At 57.2% G+C, this 23487-nt stretch carries 21 protein-coding genes; 8 read left to right on the forward strand and 13 right to left on the reverse strand.

The window, feature by feature from the left end; translation table 11 throughout:
• Window positions 1-32: 32 nt before the first annotated feature.
• From ASF29_RS03160 to ASF29_RS03170, 3 genes are all read right to left on the reverse strand, one after another.
• Window positions 33-1268, reverse strand: coding sequence for a sugar ABC transporter substrate-binding protein (locus ASF29_RS03160; protein WP_062448676.1), 1236 nt, complete (start codon window positions 1266-1268; stop codon window positions 33-35).
• A gap of 80 nt (window positions 1269-1348) precedes the next feature.
• Complete coding sequence (locus tag ASF29_RS03165) at window positions 1349-2254, reverse strand: sugar phosphate isomerase/epimerase (protein WP_062448390.1); 906 nt, start codon at window positions 2252-2254, stop codon at window positions 1349-1351.
• Window positions 2255-2265: 11 nt separating this feature from the next.
• Entirely contained in the window at window positions 2266-3300 is a 1035-nt protein-coding gene (locus ASF29_RS03170; RefSeq protein WP_062448392.1) for a Gfo/Idh/MocA family oxidoreductase, read from the reverse strand.
• Window positions 3301-3432: 132 nt separating this feature from the next.
• Between ASF29_RS03170 and ASF29_RS03175 the strand changes: the two genes are divergently transcribed.
• Complete coding sequence (locus ASF29_RS03175) at window positions 3433-4449, forward strand: LacI family DNA-binding transcriptional regulator (RefSeq protein WP_062448394.1); 1017 nt, start codon at window positions 3433-3435, stop codon at window positions 4447-4449.
• Between the two features lie 48 nt (window positions 4450-4497).
• Here the strand turns inward: ASF29_RS03175 and ASF29_RS03180 are convergent, their stop codons facing one another.
• The 5 genes from ASF29_RS03180 to ASF29_RS03200 all read right to left on the reverse strand — a co-directional run bounded on the left by ASF29_RS03180 (window position 4498) and on the right by ASF29_RS03200 (window position 9909).
• Window positions 4498-5418 carry an SMP-30/gluconolactonase/LRE family protein gene (locus ASF29_RS03180; RefSeq protein WP_062448395.1) on the reverse strand — a complete coding sequence of 307 codons (921 nt, stop codon included), beginning with the start codon at window positions 5416-5418 and terminating at the stop codon, window positions 4498-4500.
• A 28-nt stretch (window positions 5419-5446) separates the two neighbouring features.
• Window positions 5447-6394 (reverse strand): ABC transporter permease, encoded by a 948-nt coding sequence (locus tag ASF29_RS03185; protein WP_062448397.1) that lies wholly within the window; start codon window positions 6392-6394, stop codon window positions 5447-5449.
• On the reverse strand, window positions 6391-7332 hold the full coding sequence (locus ASF29_RS03190) for an ABC transporter permease (RefSeq protein ID WP_062448399.1): 942 nt from the start codon (window positions 7330-7332) through the stop codon (window positions 6391-6393). Before ASF29_RS03190 ends, ASF29_RS03185 begins: the two co-directional genes overlap by 4 nt.
• A complete protein-coding gene (locus ASF29_RS03195; RefSeq protein WP_062448401.1) occupies window positions 7329-8792 on the reverse strand; it encodes a sugar ABC transporter ATP-binding protein in 1464 nt (487 codons plus the stop codon). The genes ASF29_RS03190 and ASF29_RS03195 overlap by 4 nt, the downstream gene beginning before the upstream one ends.
• Before the next feature lie 100 nt (window positions 8793-8892).
• Window positions 8893-9909, reverse strand: coding sequence for an ABC transporter substrate-binding protein (locus ASF29_RS03200; RefSeq protein ID WP_062448403.1), 1017 nt, complete (start codon window positions 9907-9909; stop codon window positions 8893-8895).
• Window positions 9910-10200: 291 nt separating this feature from the next.
• On the opposite strand from ASF29_RS03200, the gene ASF29_RS03205 reads away from it, so the two are divergent.
• Both ASF29_RS03205 and ASF29_RS03210 read left to right on the forward strand, forming a co-directional pair.
• The gene (locus tag ASF29_RS03205) at window positions 10201-11433 is read left to right on the forward strand and encodes a GAF domain-containing sensor histidine kinase (protein ID WP_062448405.1); all 1233 of its coding nucleotides are present in this window, start codon (window positions 10201-10203) and stop codon (window positions 11431-11433) included.
• A gap of 1 nt (window position 11434) precedes the next feature.
• Window positions 11435-12166 carry a response regulator transcription factor gene (locus tag ASF29_RS03210; protein ID WP_062448407.1) on the forward strand — a complete coding sequence of 244 codons (732 nt, stop codon included), beginning with the start codon at window positions 11435-11437 and terminating at the stop codon, window positions 12164-12166.
• 79 nt (window positions 12167-12245) lie between these two features.
• On the opposite strand, the gene ASF29_RS03215 is transcribed toward ASF29_RS03210, so the two are convergent.
• The 5 genes from ASF29_RS03215 to ASF29_RS03235 form a co-directional block, all read right to left on the reverse strand.
• Entirely contained in the window at window positions 12246-13055 is an 810-nt protein-coding gene (locus ASF29_RS03215; protein WP_082453350.1) for a DeoR/GlpR family DNA-binding transcription regulator, read from the reverse strand.
• Window positions 13056-13147: 92 nt separating this feature from the next.
• Window positions 13148-14155, reverse strand: coding sequence for an ABC transporter permease (locus ASF29_RS03220; protein ID WP_244473478.1), 1008 nt, complete (start codon window positions 14153-14155; stop codon window positions 13148-13150).
• 71 nt (window positions 14156-14226) lie between these two features.
• Window positions 14227-15771, reverse strand: coding sequence for a sugar ABC transporter ATP-binding protein (locus ASF29_RS03225; RefSeq protein WP_062448410.1), 1545 nt, complete (start codon window positions 15769-15771; stop codon window positions 14227-14229).
• Window positions 15768-16385: a DUF2291 domain-containing protein gene (locus ASF29_RS03230; protein WP_062448412.1), complete on the reverse strand. Its 618-nt coding sequence runs from the start codon at window positions 16383-16385 to the stop codon at window positions 15768-15770. The genes ASF29_RS03225 and ASF29_RS03230 overlap by 4 nt, the downstream gene beginning before the upstream one ends.
• Window positions 16386-16453: 68 nt before the next feature.
• The gene (locus tag ASF29_RS03235) at window positions 16454-17395 is read right to left on the reverse strand and encodes a D-ribose ABC transporter substrate-binding protein (protein WP_062448414.1); all 942 of its coding nucleotides are present in this window, start codon (window positions 17393-17395) and stop codon (window positions 16454-16456) included.
• A 372-nt stretch (window positions 17396-17767) separates the two neighbouring features.
• On the opposite strand from ASF29_RS03235, the gene ASF29_RS03245 reads away from it, so the two are divergent.
• The 5 genes from ASF29_RS03245 (at window position 17768) to ASF29_RS03265 (ending at window position 23406) form a co-directional block, all read left to right on the forward strand.
• On the forward strand, window positions 17768-18748 hold the full coding sequence (locus ASF29_RS03245) for a TIM barrel protein (protein WP_062448418.1): 981 nt from the start codon (window positions 17768-17770) through the stop codon (window positions 18746-18748).
• Window positions 18749-18794: 46 nt separating this feature from the next.
• Window positions 18795-19616, forward strand: coding sequence for a transketolase (locus tag ASF29_RS03250; RefSeq protein WP_062448420.1), 822 nt, complete (start codon window positions 18795-18797; stop codon window positions 19614-19616).
• Window positions 19616-20578, forward strand: a complete 963-nt coding sequence (locus tag ASF29_RS03255) for a transketolase C-terminal domain-containing protein (RefSeq protein WP_062448422.1) — start codon at window positions 19616-19618, stop codon at window positions 20576-20578. Before ASF29_RS03250 ends, ASF29_RS03255 begins: the two co-directional genes overlap by 1 nt.
• Entirely contained in the window at window positions 20575-22065 is a 1491-nt protein-coding gene (locus tag ASF29_RS03260; RefSeq protein ID WP_062448424.1) for an FGGY family carbohydrate kinase, read from the forward strand. The genes ASF29_RS03255 and ASF29_RS03260 overlap by 4 nt, the downstream gene beginning before the upstream one ends.
• An 87-nt stretch (window positions 22066-22152) precedes the next feature.
• Complete coding sequence (locus ASF29_RS03265; RefSeq protein ID WP_062448425.1) at window positions 22153-23406, forward strand: extracellular solute-binding protein; 1254 nt, start codon at window positions 22153-22155, stop codon at window positions 23404-23406.
• The last annotated feature ends 81 nt before the right edge of the window (window positions 23407-23487 follow it).

The following is a 23487-nucleotide window of genomic DNA, read 5'->3' on the forward strand; positions in this document are numbered from 1 at the left end:
GCCATCGGTTTCTTAAGGCAGGCGGTCGAACCTCAGCCTTCGATGAGCTTGATCTTCTCGGCTGCCTGATCGAGCGCGGCTTTCGGCTCCATCTGTCCGGTCAGCGCCGCTTGGATGGCATCCTGAATAGCCTTGGAAATCTTCGGCCATTCGGGCGAGGGGCCGCGTGGCTTGGCATATTTCAGCTGTTCCACGAAGGTCTTCAGTGCCGCATCTTTCAGCGCATTGCCGGTTGGCGGGATCGGAAGATCGGAACGGGCAGGGATCTGGCCGAAATCCTTGTACATCGTCGCATCCTTGGAGGCGAAGAACTCAAGAGCCTTGAAGGCCTCTTCCGGGTGTTTGGTATTGGAGAAGATCGCCCAGTTGTAGTCACCCATGGCCGAAGACCGCTCGGCACCCTGCTGGGGAACCGGCAGCAAGGCGGTGCCCCAATCGAATTTTGCCTCTGCCAGCATTCGGTCGATTTCCCATGGACCGGAGATGGCCATGGCGGCATTCCCCGCGTTGAAGGTTGCCGTGGAATCCCACTGGCTGCGCGTCAGCGTATCGGGAGACGTCATCTTGCCGTCCAGCAATTGCTTCCAGATCGTCAGTGCACGGACCGCACCATCGCTGTTGATGGACTTATAGGTTGCGCCGCCCATCTGTGCCCACGGCAGGAACTGGAAGGTGCCTTCCTCATTGGCCTTGGCCGAGAAGGTGATGCCATACACATTCTTGGACGGGTCGGTCAGCTTCTTTGCCGTTTCCAGCAGTTCATCCCAAGTCTGCGGTGGCTTTTCCGGGTCAAGCCCAGCGGCCTTGAACAAATCCTTGTTGTAATAGAGCGCAATCGTATTCGTGGCTTTCGGCACGCCATAATATTTGCCGTCCCATGTTGCGGAGGCGAGCGGGCCGGGGAAGTAATTCTCAGGCTTGATAACCGTCGATTTGGCAATCATGTCAGTGAGGTCGAGAAAGGCTTTTCGAGACGCGAACATCGCATGGTTGGGATTGTCGATGGTGATGATATCAGGTGCGTTGCCGGTTGAATAAGCGCGCATCGCTTCGCTCACCACGTCATCGAATTGTATCTGGCGATACTCGATCTGGATGCCGTTTTTTTGCGCGTTGAATTCCTTGATGAGGTTCGGCGCTGGCTGAATGTCGCGGTCGAGCGACCACAGCGTCAACTTCACGTCTTCTGCCTGCGCGCTTATGCCGAAGAGTGAAACGCTCGTTGCAAGCGCCGTTGCTATGGCAATCGTGTAATTGCGGATACCCATGTTCTCCTCCTTGTGGTTATCCATGTTTCATCGATCGGGATGCGCACTCCTCCGCGCGGCATCCCTTTGCATTGCAAGCGTTAGACCGGATCGACAACGAAGCTGCCGCCGCGCGCCTGCTTCAGATGGTTGAGCCCGTGAACCTGCCCCGTCATTTCCAGCGCGTCTCGGTAAACCGGATCATGCCAGCCTTCGATATCGATGGAGCCGGACCAGCCAGCCAGCCGCAGTTCGGAAATGATGTCTGTCCAGTTGCTGTCACCAAAGCCGGGCGTGCGCATGAACACGAAGGGATGTTTGCCGAAAATGCCGTGTTCACGAATGACGTCCCAGCGAATGGTCGCATCCTTGCCGTGAACGTGGAAGATTTTCGAAGCCCATTTGCGAATTTGCGGCAGGGGATCGATGAGGTAGACCATCTGGTGGCAGGGCTCCCATTCGAGACCGATATTGTCGTCAGGCGTCTCGTTGAAGATGAGTTCCCACGCATCGGGATTGTGCGCGATGTTCCAGTCGCCGGTTGCCCAGTTGCCGTCCATTGCGCAATTCTCGAATGCGATCTTCACGCCTTTGTCGGCTGCGCGTTTGGCAAGCTCGCTCCACACCTGCTTGTAGCGTGGCAGGCTGTCGGTCAGCGGTTTGTTGCGGATTCGACCGGTAAAGCCGGCAACGCAGGTAGCGCCGAAGTGGTGGGCATTATCGATGCAATCCTTCCAGCCCTGCAAGGTCTGAAGGTCCATATCAGTTTCCTCCAGCGGATTGCCGAACATACCGATGGTGGAGATCGTGATGTCGCGATCTCCGATGGCTTCACGGCATCGTTTGCCGAGTTCGGCGATATCCTGCCCGTTGGTCGTCTGCCAGAAAAACGGCTCGAAACTCTCAAATCCCATATCGGCGATCTGCGCGATGCGCTCGGCGGCCTGACCTTTGGTGGCGCTGACCATGGTTCCGATGCGAATGGATTGTCCCTGTAGATTGCTCACTATTCCGGTCCTTATGCTGCAATGTCGACGGGCTGGCCTGACTTGGCGCTTTTAATCGCGCCAAGCACCATGGCCAGGCTTTTGATGTTGTCGTGGCTGACGGTTTCCGGTTCGCGACCGGTGCTGACGGCATCGATGAAATCGGCAATCACGCTGGCGTGGCCGTGGGTTTCATCTTCGCTATCAGGGGGCGGGACATCGACGGGCGTAAAGCCGTGCAGCAGCCCAGGCTCTGTCCCGGCAACAGCCGCCTTGAACGTCTCTTCGCCATCCCAGGTCAGCATGCCCTTAGAGCCGACGATGCGCCACGCGCTTTCCCAACTGGTCCGTTCACCCTCAGCGCACCAGGAGCCGCGATAGGTGAAGACGACATCATCCGCAAAACGGAAGATGGCATTGGCCGCAGCACCGTGCGCATACCAGGAGCCGACGGGGTTGGTTTCGACACAATAGACCGAGAGCGGGGACTTGCCTGATACGAACCGCGCAGCATCGAAAGTGTGAATGGCCATGTCGAGAAGCAGAACGTTGTCCATCTGCTCACGAAATCCGCCGAAATGTGGGCCCAAAAAGAAATCGCAGTGAATGCCGGTCACCTGACCAATGACGCCGCTTTCGACCAGACCACGCATGCGACGAACGCCGGAGATAAAACGCCGGTTTTGAACGACTGCGTGAATACGCCCCGCATCTTTGGCAGCGCGGCGCAAATCTTCGGCTTCCGTCATGGATGTCGCCATCGGCTTTTCGCTCAACACATGGCAGCCATGGGAGAGGCCGATTTTGACCACCGAATGGCGGGCGACAGGGATGACCACGTCAAAGAGAATGTCTGGCTTGGTTTCCGTCAGGACGGATTCCAGATCGGTGCCGATCACGGCGTTCTGAATATTGAACTCGGCAGCAAGCGCCTCGGCTGTCGCCCGGTCCAGATCGACCAGACCAACGATCCTGACAGCCTCTTGCATCTGCGGTGTGGCTTGTAACGCGCGGAACCAGCCTTTGGCCATAGCTCCGCATCCACACAAAACGGCATTGTATGTCACTGAAATCCTCCTCCTACGGCAACCGAAACTCCTCTTCCGGTTTTCCGTAAACGTTTACGATACTATGGACAGGCGGCTATTTTTGTCAATACTGTTTGCGAAATCGCTTTGAGAGCCGTGGAAAGGCACTTCATGAAGGGCATTCGCCAGCTGGCAGAACATCTTGATATTTCTATCGGTACGGTCTCCCGTGCCTTGAATGGAAAAGCGGATGTCAATGAAGAAACGCGTCGCCGTGTTCTCGAAGCAGCCGACAGGCTGGGCTATGTTGCCAACCAGTCTGGACGTTCCCTGCGCAAGGGATCGACCGGTGTCATTGGTTTCATGATGCAGACCGGGCCGGAGATTACCGGCCAGGGAGACACATTCTTCATGAGTGTCTTCGACGGCGTGCAGACCGTCTTTGCCCGGCATAAGCTCGATCTGGTGGCACTGCTCTGCTCATCTGACGAAGACCCGGATGCCTACCTCCAGCGTGTCGTGGCGCGGGGTTTTGCCGATGCCATCATTCTCTCCGCCACCCGTCTCCACGATGCCCGTTTCGAACTGCTCGCCCGCCACAACATTCCCTTCATAACCCTTGGACGAAGCCAGACGGATGTCGGTCAGCCCTGGATCGATCTTGATTTCGAGGGCATGGCGGAAGTCGCCATCGAAAGACTGGTAAAGAGTGGTCACCGGCATATCGGTCTTATCTGGCCACATGGCGATCTCAATCTTGGCCATGTGTTTGTTCAGCAGGCTCGTGATGTGCTCGGTCGGCACGGTCTATCTTTGGCAGACAACCACATCTTCCGCGCAACGCCGAGCGAAACGGGCGGATATGGCGTCGCTCGCCAGATCATGGCCTGCGAAACCCGCCCGACGGCTGTGGTGCTCGTCAATGAAACGCTTGTCACGGGGCTCTATCGTGGACTGGAGGAAGTCGGCTTGATGCCCGGCAAGGATATCGCCATCATCGGGCGGCAGAGCTCCCAGGCGCAGTTCCTGCAGCCAAGCCTCACCTGCTTCAGCCTGTCCCTTCGTGATCTTGGCATCAGCCTTGCCGAGAGCCTGTTATCCGTCATGCCGGAGTACCAAGCGCACTATCCCGATGCCGTCAAACGCAAGCTTTGGCCTATGGAGTTGATCGAAGGGCAAAGCGGCTGAGGTGTTCAATGATGTTATCCATCGCCCCTTGCGACTGAGGAGATCAGTTCAAGGATATTGCGCGCCTGACGCCGCCACATAGATCGAATAGAGCGACTTCGATGCCGTGATAAACAACCTGTTCTTGCGCGGCCCACCGAAGGTAAGGTTCGCCACGGTCTGCGGTATCTTGATCTTGCCCAGCAATGTGCCATCGGGCGAGAAACAGTGAACGCCGTCTCCGGCGCTGGTCCAGAGATTGCCAGCGGCATCCAGACGGAAACCGTCAGGCAAGCCGTTGTCCAGCGCGCAGAATTCCTGCCCGCCAGTCAGACGCTTGTCGTCAACCACATCGAAAACGCGAATATGGCGGGGGCGGGTGATGTCGTGACTGGATGAGCTATCGGCGACGTAAAGCTTGGTTTCGTCTGGCGAGAAGGCAAGACCGTTGGGCTGTCCGAAGTCATCCACCACGATGTCGATTTCGCCTGTCGATGGATCGAGCCGGTAGACATTGCGCGTCGCCTGCTCCGGCTCCGATTTGTATCCCTCGTAATCGGAGAGGATGCCGTAGGTCGGATCGGTAAACCATACGCTGCCATCGGAACGGACGATGACATCGTTGGGCGAGTTCAGGCGTTTGCCATGATAGCTATCGGCAAGCACTGTGATGGAGCCGTCCACCTCGGTACGGGTAACACGCCGTGTTCCATGTTCGCAAGACACCAGTCTGCCCTGCCGGTCACGCGTGTGGCCGTTGGCGAAATTGGAGGGTTGGCGAAACACGGAGACGCCGTCTTCCGGTACCCAGCGCAAAATGCGCTGGTTGGGTATGTCGCTCCACAACAGGCAATTGAGGTCGGAGAACCAGACCGGGCCTTCGGCCCAGCGGCAGCCGGAATAGAGTTCTTCAAGCTCTGCATTGCCGACAATCAACTGGCGGAAACGCTCGTCGCGAATTTCGTAGAGGGAAGACTGGTCTGTCGGCATGGGCTTGATCCGAAAATTGGGGTCGCGTTCAGCGCAGCTTTTTAGGGCCGCTCGCAAGAAGAATGACGGAGATGATGATAAGGCCGGTGAGGATGAGGCGGATGCCTGCACCAAAGCCGTAAGTGTTGAGCATGGACACGACGAGGAACATGAAAAGCGATGCGCCCCATATGCCCGGAACATTGGAATCGCCACCCGCAACAGCCGTGCCGCCGATGACCACAACGGCAATCGACATCAGCAGATATTCGGCACCCATGTTAAGCGCGGCACCACCTGAGAAGCTGGCCAGCAGGTACCCGGCGATGGCTGCAAGCACTGCGCAAAGCACGTAGGTGATGAAGCGCGTGCCATCCACCGGTATGCCGGTCATTCTGGCGGCAAAGGTGCTCTGGCCGATGGCGGATATCCAGCGTCCGTAAAAGCTTCGGTCTAACAAAACCCAAGCGATTGCGGAGAGAAAGAGCGCCACAAGGGCGACGTTGGGAATGCCGAATGTGCTGGAGATGGCGAAATCGGCCAGCATCTGTGGCGGCTTGATGCGCAGGCCGCGATTGGTCCAGATGGCCGTGGATTGCACGATGAAGCTCATCGACAGGGTGGCGATGATGGGCGGAATGCGCAGAAGTTTGATGAGCGCATAATTGCCGATGCCGACCGCAACACCGATGCCGATGGCAACCAGCAGACCGGGCAGGATGAGATGATCCGACACATCCATGAACTTCAGCGCAACGGTGCCTGACAGCGTCATGGTGGCCGGTACGCAGAGATCGATATTGCCCGGCCCGAGCGTGATGACGAACATCTGCCCGATGCCGACGATGACGGAGAAAGCGGCGAATGTCAGTGCCGCATGCGACAGGCCGAAGGAACTGGAACCGCCGGTAAACAGCACGGTGATAATCCACACGGCAATGGTTGCGGCGAAAGACCAGATCCAAGGCTTCTTCGAAAATCTCTGTAAGGCACTCATTGGTTTTTCTCCCGCTTTTCGAGACGGTTCAGCAGCAGGCGAAGGCCAAGCACGACGATGAGGATGGCGCCCTGCGCACCGATCTGCCAATCTGGCGAAATGCGCATGAAGGATAGAAACGAGCCCGCCAGTGTCAATGTCAGTGCACCGATGACGGCACCGATGGGCGAGACGCGACCGCCGACGAATTCACCGCCGCCCAGAATGACACCGGCAATGGACAGCAGCGTGTAACGCAGTGCGATATTGGCATCCGCCGAGGTGGTGAGGCCGACCAGCGCAACGCCTGCCAGCACCGCGAAGAAACCAGCCAGGGCAAAGGTCGCGGCGCGGATGCCGATGACCGACCAGCCGGAGCGTTCGACAGACCGGAAATTGCCACCCACACCGCGCATCAGCACGCCAAAGGATGAGCGCATGACGATGTAATGGGCAATAGCGGCAATCACGATGCTGGCGACGATGGCCATGGGAATGAAGGGCGGTTTTGCCGTCATGATCGTGCGTATCCACGCAGGCGCCTGACCGCCCGGCGATGGCAGCAACAGAACCGCCAGCCCGCCCCAGACAAAGCTCATACCCAGTGTCACGACAATGGAGGGCAGCGCACGGATATGGATGATCGCGCCCATGGCGGCATAGACGGCAATGGCGGCTGCGAAGATCAGGATGCCGACCAGCGGCGAACTCTGCAGAAACGTCGCCGTCACGCAGGCGCAGAAGCTGACGAATGTTCCCATCGACAGATCGAGATCGTTGACCGACATGATCAGCATCTGCGCGATGGTGGCAAGCGCTATGGGAACGGCCAGATTGAACAGCAGGTTGAGGCCCGTATAGCTCATGGCGCGTGGCTGCATGTAGAACACGGCTATCAACAGCACGGCGAGAGATGCAGCCGGAATGATGAGGCGCAGGGCGTTGGCGGAAAGTTTCATGCGTGCGCGTCTCCCGAAAAAGATGCAGCAAGCACTGCCTGTTCGTTGATATCATCGCCTGTGAGTTCAGCCTGAATGCTGCCTTCGCGAAACACATAGACGCGGTCGCAGAGGCGGATTTCGTCCATCTCTGTCGAGTACCAGATGAAGGTGCGGCCATTGGCAGCTTCGCTGCGCAGGATTTCGTAGACTTCCTGCTTGGTGCCGATATCGACGCCACGCATCGGGTCGTCCATCAGCACGGTGCTGGCTGTGGTGGCCAAGGCGCGGGCAAACAGCACCTTCTGCTGGTTGCCGCCTGACAGAGAGAGGATTTTGTTGTCCACATCAGGCGTGCGGATTTCGATGCGTTTTTTCCAGCTGGCACCGAGTTCGTCTTCCTTCGCACGATTGACCAGACCCGCCGGTGAAAAGTCACGCAGGGATGCGATGCTGAGATTTTTCAGAATGCTCCACAGCGGAAACGTGCCGTTCAGGCTTCGGTCCCCGGCAACGAAGGCGATGTCCTGATGGCGGGTCGGAAACCAGCTGCTGTTGCGGGAAAGATAGAGGTCCAGCAAGGCTTCCGTCTGACCGTGACCACCTAGACCAGCAAGCCCGATGATCTCGCCACGATAGGCCTCGAAGGATAATCCCTGTCCTTTTCTCGGCGGCATGGAGAGGACGGTCGGACCAGTCTTGCGTTCCAGTGAACGCTTCCAGCCTTGCTCCTTCACCACGCTACCCATGGCTTCCACGAGAGTTTTGTTCGTGAACTCGCCAGCAGCACGGTCCGCCACCACCTTGCCGTCCTTCATCACCACGACGCGGGTCGCGGTGGAGAGAATTTCGCCGAGAATATGGGAAATCAGCAGCACCGCGCCGCCGGTGCGCACGAAGCGGCGCACATAATCCATCAGCTGTTCGGCAAGCCCCGCATCGAGCGAGGATGTCGGCTCATCCAGAATGACCAGCTTCGGCTCTTCGTTGACGCCAGCAAAATTGATGGCAATTTCCACCATCTGCCGTTCGGCGATGGAGAGTTCCGAAATGGTCAGATCACAATCGATGCCATGGCCGGGGAATATCTCGTCCAGCTTGTTGCTGATGAGAGAAAGCGCGCGGTTGCGCCAATTGCTGCCCTTCATGTCGGTGTGCATGATGCGGACATTTTCGTTGATCGTTAGGTTTGGGCAGAGCGACAGTTCCTGAAATACGCATCGCACGCCGCTTGCCCGCGCTGCGGCAATGCCATAGCTGCTCGGCTTGCCGCCATAGGACACAGACCCCTCATGCGGCGTCAGCCCGCCATTGATGACGTTGACGATGGTGGATTTTCCCGCGCCATTGTGGCCGACGAGGCCGAGGCACTCGCCAGAGCGAATGACGAGATCGGCGCCATCCAGCGCTTTTACGGCACCGAACACCACCTTCACGCCCCGCGCTGCGACGACTTCCTGTGTGGATATCACTTCGTTCATGAGCAGTTACGCCAGTTTTGCGGCTTCAAGCCACGGCTTTACATCCATCGCAGCGCCGCTGGGCGGCACTGCGATGTCTTGGTGCTGGGAGGGTCTGCGCTTACTTGGCGGAAGCAATGACCTTCTGTGCATCTTCCAGGCTGTATTCGACGTTCGCGACGCCGCCCTTCTGGGTGTTCTTGAGGTTTTCCTCAAGATTGGCCTGATCGATACGCAGGAATGGAACAGTCAGATCCTTCTTCACGTCCTTGCCGTCGAGGATCTGCTGCGCGACCCAGAAGGCGAGTGTGGAGACGCCGGGGGCGATGGAAACCGACATGGTTTCATAGCCGCTGGCATCCTTCTGCTGCTTCCACCACTGCAACTCGTCTTCACGGTTGCCCATCACGATGGTCGGTGTCGGGCGCTTGGCAGCAGCAAATGCCTGTGCGGCACCGTAACCATCACCACCCTGGGTGACGACAGCAGCCACTTCCGGCAGGCTTGGCAGAATACCGGCGACAGCACGCTGGGCCACATCCTGCGCCCAGTCGCCGTTCACGGAACCGACGATCTTGAACTGGGTGTTCTTGGCAACGCCAGCGGCAATACCTGCGTGAATTTCGTCATCGACGGACACACCGGCAAGACCACGAATTTCCAGCAGATTGCCGCCCTTCGGCATCTTCTTGGCGAGGTAGTCGATCTGGCTTTCGCCCATGGCCTTGAAGTCCACGGCAATGCGCCATGCGCAGGGTTCGGTCACCGTGCCATCGAATGACACGACGGTGATACCGGCGTCGCAGGCTTCCTTGATGGCGCCGTTCAGCGCGGTCGGCGAAGCGGCATTGATGACGATGGCATCATAGCCCTGCAGAATGAGGTTCTGAATCTGGGCCGCCTGTTCGGTTGCCTGGTTTTCCGCTGTCGTGAACGGGTCGGCAGCGGCGACGGTGCCAGCCTTGACGGCGTCCTTGGTAATCTTGTCCCAGCTGGTCAGCATGGCCTGACGCCATGAATTGCCTGCGTAATTGTTCGAAAGCGCGATTTTTTTGCCGGATGTATCGGCATGTGCAGTCATAGGCAGCGTCGCACATGCGACAGCGACCGATGCCAGAAGCATCTTCCTGATAGCCATTGATTTTTCCTCCCTAGTGGCCCACCCGTCTCCGGGCAAAGAAACCTTCGCGACGCCTCCTCGACATCATCAAAGATTTCCGTTGCACTGAGGCTCCTTTCCTCAGTACTAATGAAGCATGAACGGGAAAGCCTTTGTTGTACAGGCTGTTCACGGGAATCAGCATGCGGGTTCCCGCAGAATTTATGCGGATTTACGCAGGACAGGAGCGCGACTGCGGCGCAAGATATTGTCCACGGTGTGACGCGAATGAGTGTCCGCCGTTGCAGACGCTTGGGAGGGCGTCCGCCAATGCTCGACACACCAAGATCATCGCTGTTTCACCACTATATGGGCATTTCCCGACTGCTGGCCGGGCAGCTGGAATTCAATGCCATTATTCAGGCCGTCGCCACCGAGATCACCCACATCATTCCGCATGATCATCTGGATGTCTGCATCAAGCTCATCGATGGCAAATATCACATCGCCTATGAGAGCGGCATGGACAGCGCCTGGAGCCAGCAGCCGCCCGCACTTCTCACCGGCAGCCCCATACGCTCGCTTCTGTCGGGCGAGGTGGACTTCCTCCTGAGTGGTGACGCCTGCTGCGATCCGCGCTTTCATTTCGAAGGCTCCTTTTCCAGCCCGATCATCGAACTCGGTCTTCACAGCCGCCTGCATGTTCCTATGAAGGTCCATGGGGATATCATCGGCGCGCTGAGCTGCTCGTCATTGGAAGCCGATGCCTACACGATGGAAGATGTGGCCAATGCGCGCGCGGTGGCTGATCTGCTGGCACCCTATTTCTTCGCGATCCGCGCCGCCGATCAGGCCAAACGATCCGCCATCGTGGAGGCTGAGGCCCATGCACGCGAGGAAGGATTACGCCTTGGCGCGCTCAAACTGACGCAGGCCTTGGAGGCGGAACGCCAGCGCATCGGCATGGATTTGCACGATCAAACCCTTGCCGACTTGACCCGGCTTGCGCGGCGCATGGAGCGGATGACGCATATCTCCGATCTTTCTGGAGAAATGCTGGAACCCTTGGTCCGCAGCCTTCAGCATTCCATGCAGGATTTGCGGCAGATCATCGAGGAAGCCAAACCGTCGATCCTCCAGCTTTTCGGTGTCGTTCAGGCCATCGAGAACGATCTGGAGCGCTCGGTGCGTGACAGCGGGCTGGCAATCGAATGGACTGTGGTCGATGAAACGGATGGCCGGATCGAAGCGCTGGAACAGACGGTGGCGACCTCCGTGTTTCGTATCGTGCAGGAGGCGGTCAATAATGCCATCCGCCATGGCCAACCGCAGACCATCACCGTGCATATCCAACCCATCGATGGTCGGTTGCGCATCGTCGTCCGAGATGACGGAAGCGGCTGCGGCAAGCATGCCGCCGTTCACGGCCATGGCATCGGCAACATGAAGACCCGCGCCCGACTGATTTCCGCCCGTTTCGAGATGGGGCACAACCGACAGGGTCCGGGAACTTTCGTCAGCATTACCTTGCCTGACAACGCGCAGATATTCGGGGAGACGTAAGATGGAAGTTCTGATCGTGGAAGACGACGTTCTCCATCGCTCCTACCTGAATGAAGCCGTGCGCGCAGCACTTCCGGAATGCAATCACGTTATCGAAGCCGAGAACGGCAAGACGGGCGAAAAGTTGGCGCGGGAAAACCGGTCTGCCCATATCGTCATGGATTTGCAGATGAGCGAGCGCAACGGCATCGAGGCCGCGCGCACCATCTGGAAAGAGCGTCCAGATACCCGCATTCTATTTTGGTCGAACTACTCGGATGAGGCCTATGTCCGCGGCGTGTCGCGGATTGTGCCTGATGGCGCGGCCTATGGCTATGTGCTCAAATCCGCTTCCGACGACCGCCTTCGGCTTGCGCTACGCAGCATTTTTATCGAAGCCCAATGCGTCATTGACCGCGAAGTCCGGGGAATGCAGGAAAAGAGCCTTGGCCGTGTCAGGGGCTTCAGCGACTCTGAATATGAAATCCTTGTCGACGTCGCTCTGGGTCTGACGGACAAGACCATTGCCCGTCGCCGCAACCTGTCCCTCAGAAGCGTCCAGAACCGCCTCCAAAGCCTTTATGAGAAACTCAACGTCTACCAGACGGTGGGCGAGAGCGAACCCGACGGCCAATACAATCTCCGGACACGCGCGGTAACCGTGGCGTTTTTGCGAAAGCTGCTGAATTACAGCGCATTGGAGCGCGCGGAACAGGACCTTGTCAGTTGGACCGCATCAAAAAATAGCCGGTAGATGTGACACGAATTGCATCAAACAGCCAAAGCATTTTCAGGTGAATCAGAACCCGCTAGGTTCCGTGACGCTTTGTGGTTTACTTGGCGATCAAGACTTCGATGCCGCGCTTTTCGAACTCGCGGGCGTCGCGGTCCGAAATTCCATCGTCGGTAATGAAGGAGTGGATGACGTCCAGGGACCCCAGCCGGGTAAAGGATGAACGATTGATCTTCGTGGAATCGGCGACGAGATAGACGTGAGCTGCGGCCTTTATCATGGCCTCTTTCAGCTGAAGGTCTGCAAAACTTGGATAGGTCAAGCCGGTATCCAGCGCGACACCCGCTGTGGCCAGAAACAGCTTACCGGCAAAGATGTTTCTGAAATACTCGACGGATTTGTCGCCGGAGAGGGAGAGGGTCGGCGATTTGAACTGGCCACCGGGCATGTGAACGGCAAAGCTGGGGACCGAGCCTAGAATGATGGCGATGTTGAGCGCGTTGGTGATCAAGGTGAGGTCACGTCGGCTCGTCAATCTGGTTGCGATCTCGGTTGTGGTTGTCCCGGCGTCTAGGATCAGTGTCTCGCCATCCTTGACAAGACTGGCGGCAAGAGCGCCGATGCGTCGCTTCTTGTCCATATTGTCCTGATGGTGGAGCGTCATGGTGCCGGTCTGCGGTGCCGCCGTGTTGAGATATGCGCCGCCGTGTTCGCGGGTGATGAAGCCTTCGGTTTCAAGCCGCTCGAGATCTTGGCGGATCGTTGCTTCGGAAACACGGAATGCGCCCGCCAGCTCCCTGACGCGGGCCGAACCTTCCTCCTGCAGCCATTCCAGAATGCGGCGACGCCTCGGTTCCGACAGCAGGCCGATCATCGATTCCGAAGCATCGTGATCATCTTTCGCTTCCATCTATGGTCCACCTAAACTTAGAATCGAAAAGCGCTCGAAGTAACGCCTCTTTCTGCTAGACCGTTACAGCAATGGTCTTCAGCTTCCAATCCTCAATTGACATTCTGCTGTAGAACCACACGGGCCTGAAGCTTCTGTTGCATCTGGTCAACGACAACAGCCGCGATAATCACAAGTCCCTTGATAACCGTCTGCCAGAAGGACGAAACACCCATCATGATCAGGCCATCGGCCAAGATGCCAATGACGAAGGCTCCGACGATGGTGCCTGCTATGCGACCGCGACCGCCCGACATCGATGTGCCGCCCAGGACGGCTGCTGCGATTGCATTCAACTCGAAGGTTTCACCGGTTGCCGGGTGACTGGCCTGAAGTTGAGACGAGATGATGAGGCCAACCAGAGCTGCGCAAACACCGGAGAACATATAAACGAACAGCTTTATGCGATCGACGCTGACGCCGGAGAGGGCAGCACCGCGTTCGTTTCCACCCACGGCATAGATATGGCGACCAAGCGGCGTGCGGCTGGCGAGATAGGCGGCCAAAAGCGCAACCACCACCATGATCCAGACGGATACTGGAAGACCCAAAAGAGTGCCGGAGCCGATGACGCGAAACGTGTCTGATCCGTAATCGGGATTGCCCGAAAGGTTTGGAAAGGTCCGCCCATCGGAAAAGAGCAACGCCGCACCTCGCGCGACATAGAGCGTGCCAAGGGTCGCTATGAACGGAGCAACATTGAGTTTTGTGATCAAAAGCCCGTTTATCCACCCGATGAAGACACCAACGACGAGGACGATGAGGCAAATTTCAATCGTGTTGAACTGGATGCTGTAGGCCAGGCCGAGAAAGCCGAGGTCTATGCCGTAGAGCACCAGATAGCCCGCAACCATGGCGCAAAGGCCTACGATAGAGCCGACGGAGAGATCGATGCCGCCTGCGATGATGACGAAGGTCATGCCGATGGCCAGCACCGCATTCAGCGCCACATGTTTGGAAATGATGAGCATATTGCCGGTCGAGAGGAAATTCGGGGCAGCAAAAGCAAAGAACGCAAAGACGAGGATGAGCGCTACGAAAGTGCGCATGTGCAGAAGCATCAACAGCGCAGACGTGCGGGATCTGGAGCCCCCGATGACGGTCTTGGCGTTGGCTGCGGCATCGATGTTGCTCATTGTGTTTCAACCCTGTTGAGATTGGGCGTCGCCGCAGAAATCACGTCTGCCGCATTGGCACCTGCCGGGAACTGACCGGTCAGCCTGCCGTTTGCCATGACAAGAATTCGATCGGAGAGGGCAAGAACCTCTTCCAGATCGGATGTTACAAAAAGAATGCCCAGACCTTCGCCTGCCAAACGCCGCATGGTCCGGAAAATCTCCGCTTTTGCGCCGATGTCGATTCCGCGTGACGGCTCGTCCATCAGAAGGATTTTTGGTTTTGTCATCAATGCCTTGCCGATGACGACCTTTTGCTGGTTGCCGCCTGAGAGGCTGGAGACGGGATGTTCGAGGCTGGCGATTTTAATGGCCATGCGCTTGACGAATTCTGCGGCCTTTGCAGCTTCTGCCTTCAGGTTCAGATGAAATGCGCGGGTGAAATCGTAAAGCGACGACATCGTCAGGTTCTCGCGGATCGACATGATCTGCACCAGCCCATCGCGCTTTCTGTCCTCCGGTATCAGAGCAAGACCACGGTGAATGCGTCCGGCAACACTCTTCTCCTTCAGCGGTCGTCCCGCGATGAACAGTCTGCCGGATGAATTCGGATGCTGGGCCATGATACATTCCAGCAGTTCCGAGCGGCCCGCACCCATCAGGCCGTAAAGCCCGACGATCTCGCCCTCGCGCACCGATAGTGACATATGGTCCACGGCATATCCGCCAGCCGGGCTTGGAAGGCATATGTCTTCGACCCGAAAGATTTCCGTGCCCAGCGCATGCTCGACTGTCTTGGGAAACTCCTTGGAAGCACTGCCGATCATGTTGGCGACGATCCAGGGTATGTCGACGCCTTGCATCGAGCGTGATCCGGTAATGACCCCGTCACGCAGGACGGTGATATAGTCGCCGATGCGGATCAATTCTTCGAGCCGATGCGAAATATAAACGATGCCGACGCCTTGACGCTTCAGATCACCGATGACCCTGAACAGAACTTCGACTTCGGCGGCCGAGAGGGCCGATGTCGGCTCGTCGAGGATCAAAATGCGCGCGTCGCCTGCGAGAGCCTTGGCGATTTCGACGATTTGCTGTTGACCGATCCTAAGATTGCCAAGTGGCGTGTCTGCGTCGATATTCTGCTCAAGGCGCTTCATCAAGGCCTGGGCTGCTGCTGTCTGAGCGTGACCGTCGATGTGGATGCCACCAATTGTTTTTTCGTGCCCGACGAAGATGTTTTCTGCCACGGTCAAATTTGGGAAGAGGTTTAATTCCTGAAAGACGATGCCGATCCCGTGCTTTGCGGCATCGGATTTATCCGCAAACGTAATGGCTTGACCGTTCAGCTCTATCGAACCGCTGTTCAGTTGTTCGACGCCCGCAATGATTTTCATCAGCGTCGATTTGCCGGCACCATTTTCGCCGACCAGTACGTTGACCGCGCCCATGCGCAGATCGAAGTCGACACTCTTGAGAGCCTGGGTCCCCGGATAGACTTTCGATCCATTTCGGATCGACAAGCCGATCGGATGACGTTCAAAGGGGGCTGCCTCGCTCATTGCGCGACCTCTATGGAGACGGGCACCACAAGCGGTTTTTCGCTGGCCGAGCGGATGACGACGGCACCAAGGAAGCTGATCTTCTTGCCTTTCAGCGGGACATCTGCCGACGGAAGTTTGGATACGGCCTTGTCGTTCAGGGCGCGACCAAGTTTGGCGTATTCGATCTGATCGCGGAATGTCGAGAAATCATACAGCGCCGTCGTGTCCCGCAATGCGGTACCTTTGACCACAGGCCCCAACTGCAGCGTCGCATCTGCCGTTCCGTCGCCATCGAGATCGATATCCGCCGTGGCGGCTTTCGATGCGCGGTTTTCATCGACAACGGTTGCGCTGCCCTTGACGGCAAAGTTCCAGCCGCCACCAGCACCGCCCACACGCACGCCCTGACTTTGCCCCGCCTTATCCAGATCGTTCTTGATTGCGTTGCGCAGGGTGGCCAGATCGACTGCTTTTTTGGTGAGCGCAGGAACGAGCTTTGCATCGAATGTCGTTTCGACAAGCTCGGCAATCGGATCCGCGCCAGGGCCAGCGCCATAATCGGTCTTGACAAGCTTGCAGCCGGATAGTGAGGCAGCGAGCAGGCTTGCCACAAATAAAGGTCTGATCTTCATGGGTATCCCGCACTTCTTGAAAGCAGTCCCGCCCGGTGCGCACTTGCGACCGGGCGGTTATGGCGGTGTTACTTGGACAGCGCAAAGGTCTCGAGTTTGGATGCGTTGTCAGCGTTGACGAGGATGCAATCCATCAACTGCTTTTCTTCAAGGCCGGTCTTGCCTGTCTTGATGAACTTGTCGGCCTGCTCGACGGCAAGCTGCGCCTGCTGGTAGGCCGGTTGCAGGACAGTCGCCTTGATGCCACCCTTCTTGATGGAGTCGCGAACGTCATTGGACCCGTCAAAGCCGACCACGATGACATCCTTGCGGCCTGCCGCTTCAAGCGCAGCATAGGCACCCATGGCCATGGTGTCGTTGCCGGATATGACACCCTTGATGTCGGGATGGGCCTGAAGAATCGACTCCATCACCGTATAGGCTTCGGTCTGGGACCAGTTTGCCGTCTGTTTGGCAACTAGCTTCATGTCCAAATACTGGTCGATGACGTCATGGTAGCCCTGTGAGCGAATACCGGCATTCGTGTCGGATTCCTTGCCGATCAGCTCGGCGTAGTTGCCTTTTTCGTCCATCAGCTTGACGAACTCTTCCGCCCCGAGCTGTGCACCTTGGTAGTTGTTGGACACGATTTGCGAAACAGCGACGCCGGTGGTGGTGATTTCCCGGTCGATCAGGAACGAGGGGATGCCCTTGTCCTTGGCCTTCTGTACAGCCGCGACGGACGCGTCTGCGCCTGCATTGTCGAGAATGATGGCCTTGACGCCAGCGGCGATCGCGCTGTCGAACAGTTCGTTCTGCTTATTGGCGTCATCGTCGTGGACAAGCACCATCGTTGCGTAACCCAGTTCCTTCGCCTTGGCAGCAGCACCATCTGCTTCGGCCTTGAAGAACGGGTTGTCGTGGCTTGGCGTAATGATTGCGATGGTATCCGCCGCGAGCGCGGTTCCCGCCATGGCCCCGGCAACACCAAGAGCGATTACGGACATCAATAGACGTTTCGTCAGTTTCATAAGGTCCTCCCAGAACTAAACCACCCTCCAGTGGCGTGTTCCGAGACTATTGATCACTTTCGTTTATTGTCAATATGTTTTTATTCACGAAATTTTTCCTCATCAATCGAAACTAATAATGCCGATTGTTATTGCATTGCAGCAATCTTTTCAGAGCCAATGAGGATCAAAAGTCAATGAGGCGGCTTGATCGTGACGACGTTTTGTGTAAATTCATCATCAAACGAAAGAAAACGAAAGCAATCATCAGTCGATGGCGAGAGCTTGGAGAGCCTTTGGGAGGCGATTTCCGGTTCGTTGCGGCTTTCGTCAAGCGTCAATGTCTCGCCGGCCGAGTGGCTGCTTGTCCGCTGAGTAAAATGGAGGAAGTACATGAGCGAACAACGTTATGGCGCCGGAATTTGGCATTTCGCCACCTATCTCGATCGTTATGCGACCGATGGTTATGGCGCGCCGCGCAGCGTCATCGATGCGATCGATCTGGCCGGTCAGGTCAAGGATTTGTCGGTGGTCGACATCAATTATCCTTTCTTCGGTGGTGACTTCTCCAATGCTCAGGTGAAGGAAGCGCTTGATCGCAACAAGCTCGGTGTCATCGGTATCACGCCTGAAATCTACACACGTGAATTCGTGAAGGGCTCATTCACCAATCCAGATGCCGGCGTCCGTCGACGTACTCACGAACTGGTGACGGAAGCATGCGATCAGGTTCGTTATTTCGGGGCTGATTACGTCAAGCTCTGGCCTGGTCAGGATGGCTGGGACTATCCGTTCCAGGTCGACTACGGCACATTGTGGAAGCATTCGCTCGATGGCGTCGGCCAGCTCGCCAGCGAAAATCCTGATTTGAAATTCGTCATTGAATACAAGCCGCGCGAGCCGCGCGTGCGGATGAGCTTTGGCTCGGTTGCGCGCACACTTCTGGGGATCGAAAAGATCGGTTTGCCGAATGTTGGCATTCTGCTCGATTTCGGCCACGCCATCATGGGCGGGGAGTCGGCGGCGGACAGCGCCCAGCTCGCAATCGATTACGGCCGTCTTTTCGGCATGGACGTCAACGACAACTATCGCTCCTGGGATGACGATCTGGTTGCAGGCAGCCTGCATCCCATTGAAATCTTCGAGTTCTTCTATGTGCTGCGAAAGAACAAATGGGAAGGTGTATGGCAGCTCGATCAGTTCCCGTTCCGTGAAGACAGCATTGCGACGGCAAACCACGCCATCGACTTCCTAAAGGCTGCATCCAAAGGTCTCGATGCGCTCGACATTGACGCCTTGCGCGAAGCGCAGAGCCGTCACGATGCCATTGGTGCACTGAAGATTGCTCAGAAGGCCCTGTTCGGCGCGATGTAAGCGCCGAACGCACGGCTGAAGAAATGCTACTGAAAGGCCAGCATCCATGTTGAAGAACGACATCGCCGATACGATCCGGGAGAAAGCCTTGTGGATGCGCCGCAGGGCCTTCACAATGGTTTTCGACGCCCAACTCGGCCACCCCGGCGGAGACTTTTCGGCGATCGACATTATCGCGACACTCTATTTCGGCGTCATGCGCTATGACCCCAAAAACCCAGATATGGCAGATCGTGATCGTTTCGTGATGTCGAAGGGGCACGCGACGGGCGCGCTTTATACGGCTCTCTGCGCTGCCGGTTATTATCCTGAAGACTGGCTGAAGACCTACATGCAGCCGCAATCCAAGCTGAATGGCCATCCAAACCGAAATTATCTGCCGGGCGTCGAAACCAATACCGGGCCGCTGGGTCACGGTGTGCCGGTGGCACTTGGTATTGCGATTGCGGGACAGATGACCAGCAGCGATTACCGGACCTTCGTCCTGACAGGGGATGGGGAATTGCAGGAAGGGTCGAACTGGGAAGCAGCCATGACGGCGGGTAACCGGAAACTTGGCAAATTCACGCTCATCGTGGATCGCAACCGTCTGCAACAGGGCATGGGCACCGAGGAAACCAATGGTCTCGATCCGCTCGACGACAAGTTCCGTGCCTTTGGCTGGGACGTGGAAGTCGTCGATGGCCACGATATTCATGCACTGGTCAGCGTGCTCTCCGAGCCGCCGGGGGGGCGGACGAAACCGCTTTGCATTATTGCCAATACGACCAAGGGCAAGGGTGTTTCCTTCATGGAAAACAAGGCCTCCTGGCATCACGGCGTGCCGAATGCCGAACAATACGATACCGCTATGGAGGAACTGGTCTAATGGCTGCTCCCGCTGCAAAACAAGAAGGTTTTCATGATTGTCGCGATGCCTGGGCTCGCACGATCGAAGAGCTTGCCGCCAACGATCCGCGCATCGTCGCCGTTGTCAACGATTCCGTCGGCTCCTCGAAGTTGGGTGGCTTTCAGAAGACATTTCCGGATAGGTTGATCAATGTCGGTATTGCCGAACAGAATATGGTCGGCGTCAGTGCAGGTCTTGCCAATGGGGGCCGAATTCCTTTCGTCTCGGCAGCGTCGTGCTTTCTGACTGGCCGTGCGCTTGAGCAGATCAAGGCCGACATCGCTTACGCCAATTTCAACGTCAAGCTGGTCGGCCAATCCTCCGGTGTGGCCTATGGCGAGCTTGGCCCCACCCACCATTCCATCGAGGATTTCGCTTGGCTGAGGCCGCTGAATAACATCACCGTCATCGTTCCCGCCGATTCCTGGGAAACCGCGGAGGCGGTCAAGTGGGCAGCGGCGCATGAAGGTCCTGTGTATATCAGGTTGAGCCGTATGCCGGTCCCCGATCTTGCCGTAGCCGATCGCACGTTCCAGCCGGGCAAGGCAGAAGTGGTCCGTCAGGGCAAGGACGTTACGCTCATCGCCTGCGGAACAATGGTGCACCTGGCCGCGCAGGCAGCCTTGGCGCTGGAGAAAGAAGGTATTTCAGCGCGTGTGCTGAATATGGCAACGATCACGCCACTCGATGAGGCGGCAATTTCAATTGCGGCAGACGAAACAGGTGCCATCGTCACCATTGAGGAGGCCAATATTCATGGCGGTCTCGGCGGCGCCGTTGCCGAACATACGTCGTCCGCGACACCTGTGCCCGTCGAACGCATGGGCTTCCCCGGCTTCGTTCCGACTGGTTCGGTGGAGTGGCTGTTTGATCACTTCGGTCTGACAGCTGCCGGAATTGCGAAGACGGCGCGCAAGGCGATTGGACGCAAACGCACATGACCGGCGGGCATGTCATAGCCATCGATCAGGGCACCAGCAGCACGAAAGCCATTGTTGTGGATGCTGCGGGCCGGGTGGTGGCCAAGGCGTCTGCGCCTTTGAAGTCTAGCTATCCGAAGCCCGGCTGGGCAGAGCAATCGGCTGACGACATCTGGGCAAGTGTCCAGGCGGTGATTGCGCAGATCGTAAAAGGCGGTGACTTCGACATTGCCGGGCTGGCAATCGCCAATCAGCGCGAAACACTCGTCGTGTGGGACGCGGCGACCGGCAAGCCTGTTGCACCCGCCATCCTGTGGCAGTGCCGTCGCACCGCAACCGTATGCGAAAAACTGATCGCTGGTGGTGCGGACCCCATGGTCGTTGAGGCAACAGGACTTTCCATCAACGCACTGTTCCCAGCCTCCAAGCTGGCATGGGTTCTTGAAAATGTGCCAGAGGCGCGGGGTCTTGCGGATGATGGTCGGCTTTATGCCGGTACGGTGGACAGCTGGCTTCTCTACAAACTCACAGGCGGACGTGAATTTTCGACGGATCATTCCAACGCGTCTCGCACGCAACTGTTCAACACCGGCACGTTGCAGTGGGACGAAACAATGTGCGAATTGTTCGGTGTGCCATCATCGGTGCTACCGCCTGTTCGGGCGTCAGACAGCCGTTTTGGCGACGTCGCGCAAGGCGTGACGGCTCTCGATGGAGGTATTCCCATCCTTGCAATGATGGGCGACAGTCATGCCGCACTCTACGGCCACGGTGTTCGTGCACCCGGGCTGGTCAAGGCGACCTACGGCACAGGCTCGTCATTGATGACCCTGACATCGCAGAGAGTGCTTTCGGAAAACGGCCTGTCTGCCACGATTGCGTGGAGCGATGCGGACGGCGTCGTGTATGCACTTGAAGGAAACATTACGGTGTCGGCGCAGGCCGCTGCTTTCGCTGCCGATATGCTCGGTCTACCCAATTCCGCGGCGCTTTCCGACTTATCGCAGACTGTTGCAGACAGCGGTGGGGTCACATTTGTTCCCGCCTTGGCAGGTCTTGGCGCGCCACACTGGAATGACCATGTTTCAGGCACGATCTCCGGCATGACGCTGGCAACGAAGCCTGCTCACATTGCCCGGGCAACGCTTGAGGCCATCGTGTTGCAGATCGCCGATGTCTTCTCCGCGATGGAAAAAGATATCGGGTCGCGGCTGGATGGATTGCTGGCCGATGGTGGCGCGTCTTCGAACGATTTTCTAATGCAATTGCAGGCGGATATTCTTAATCGATCCGTGACGCGCAGCGATCAGGCCGAGGTCGGCGCGATCGGTGTCGCCACGATTGCGCTACGCAGTCTTCATGCCACGTCCCAGGTCTCTGATGCATCTCGATCAGTCTTTGATCCACAGGCGGATGCGGCTGACTGGCGTTGCAACACCAAGCGCAACTGGACGTCCCTGTTGGCGCAGCTAATGGCCAACCCAGACAAAAGAGGGTCGATGGCCTGAAACCACATCAAAAGGTGTGCGTGGCACCCGCCAGCAATCTCAACGGGAAGCGTGCATCCATATGAATATCAAGATGAGGAGGAGAAAATGTTGAGATTCTCGAGGAAACTAAAAACTGTTAGTTTTGCGGCCCTTGCCGCAGCCACCATGGCCGTCACGTCCGTCAAAGCGGAAGATTTGACCTTATGGACGCTGAATTTCGATAACAACGCGGCCAATCTCGCGTTGAAGAAAGTTGCTACCGATTTCGAAGCGGCAAATCCTGGCACGAAGGTCCAAATCGTCCAGCGTGGCGTCGATGAACACAAGACGGCACTGCGGGTAGCGGCAGGTTCCAACCGTGGCCCCGATATCTATTTCAGCTGGGCAGGTCTGGGCCTTGGTGGCGAGTACGTAAAGGCAGGTCTGTCCCTGCCTCTCGACAAATATTACACCGAATACAAATGGAATGACGAGCTGCTGCCGTCAGCCGCCGCCTTCGCCGATCTTTATGCCGGTGGAAAACAGGGTGTGCCTTTCACCTTCAAGGGAGAAGCTGTCTACTACAACAAGAAGCTTTTCGAACAGGCTGGCATCAAGGATGAACCAAAAACCTATGAAGACCTGTTGGGTGCTGCGCAGAAGTTGAAAGATGCGGGCATCCCGGCGTTCACGTTCGGCGGAACGGTTAACTGGCATGTCATGCGCCTGATGGATGTCATTCTGGAAACCAAGTGCGGTGCCGAAAAGCATGATGCGCTCAAGTCGATGAAGCTGGATTGGTCCAAAGAGCAATGCGCTACGGATTCCTTCGCCGAATTCGCCAAATGGACCAAGGACTTTACGCTGCAGCCATTCATGGGTATCGACAACAAGCAGTCCTACAGTCTCTTCACCGCTGGGCGTGCGGCCATGATGCTGGAAGGTGACTGGCTCGTCGGTCAGTTGCAGGGAACCGGCGTAAACCTCGACGACTACGGAATTTTCCCGTTCCCGACCAACACCAATCGTCTCTATGGCTTTGCTGAATATAATTACATCAGCACCAAGAGCAAAAGCCCCGACATGGCGGCCAAGTTCCTGGATTATTTCCTGTCCACGAAGGTGCAGCAGGATCTGGTCGGTCAGATCAGCGCGATCTCCGTCAATAAAAACGTGACATACACCAATCAGAAGCCGCTTGAAGCCGAATGGCTCGAAATCTTCAAGACCTACAACAAGGTCTACATGAATGGTGACCAGGCCTTCCCGCTCGATGTGACAACAGAATATTTCCGCGTCATCAATGAAGTTGCCTCCGGCAATGTCGAGCCAGCTGAAGCTGCCAAGCAACTTCAGACCTTCATCGCGGGTAGAACCTGATTTCTGCCCGAGCGCGAGCCTGCCATTCGTCAGCGGGCTCGCGCAATCCATATTCAGGAGACCAGCAGCCTCGTGCTGCCT

This window comes from Rhizobium sp. Leaf262 (genome assembly GCF_001422245.1).
Lineage (GTDB): Bacteria > Pseudomonadota > Alphaproteobacteria > Rhizobiales > Rhizobiaceae > Agrobacterium.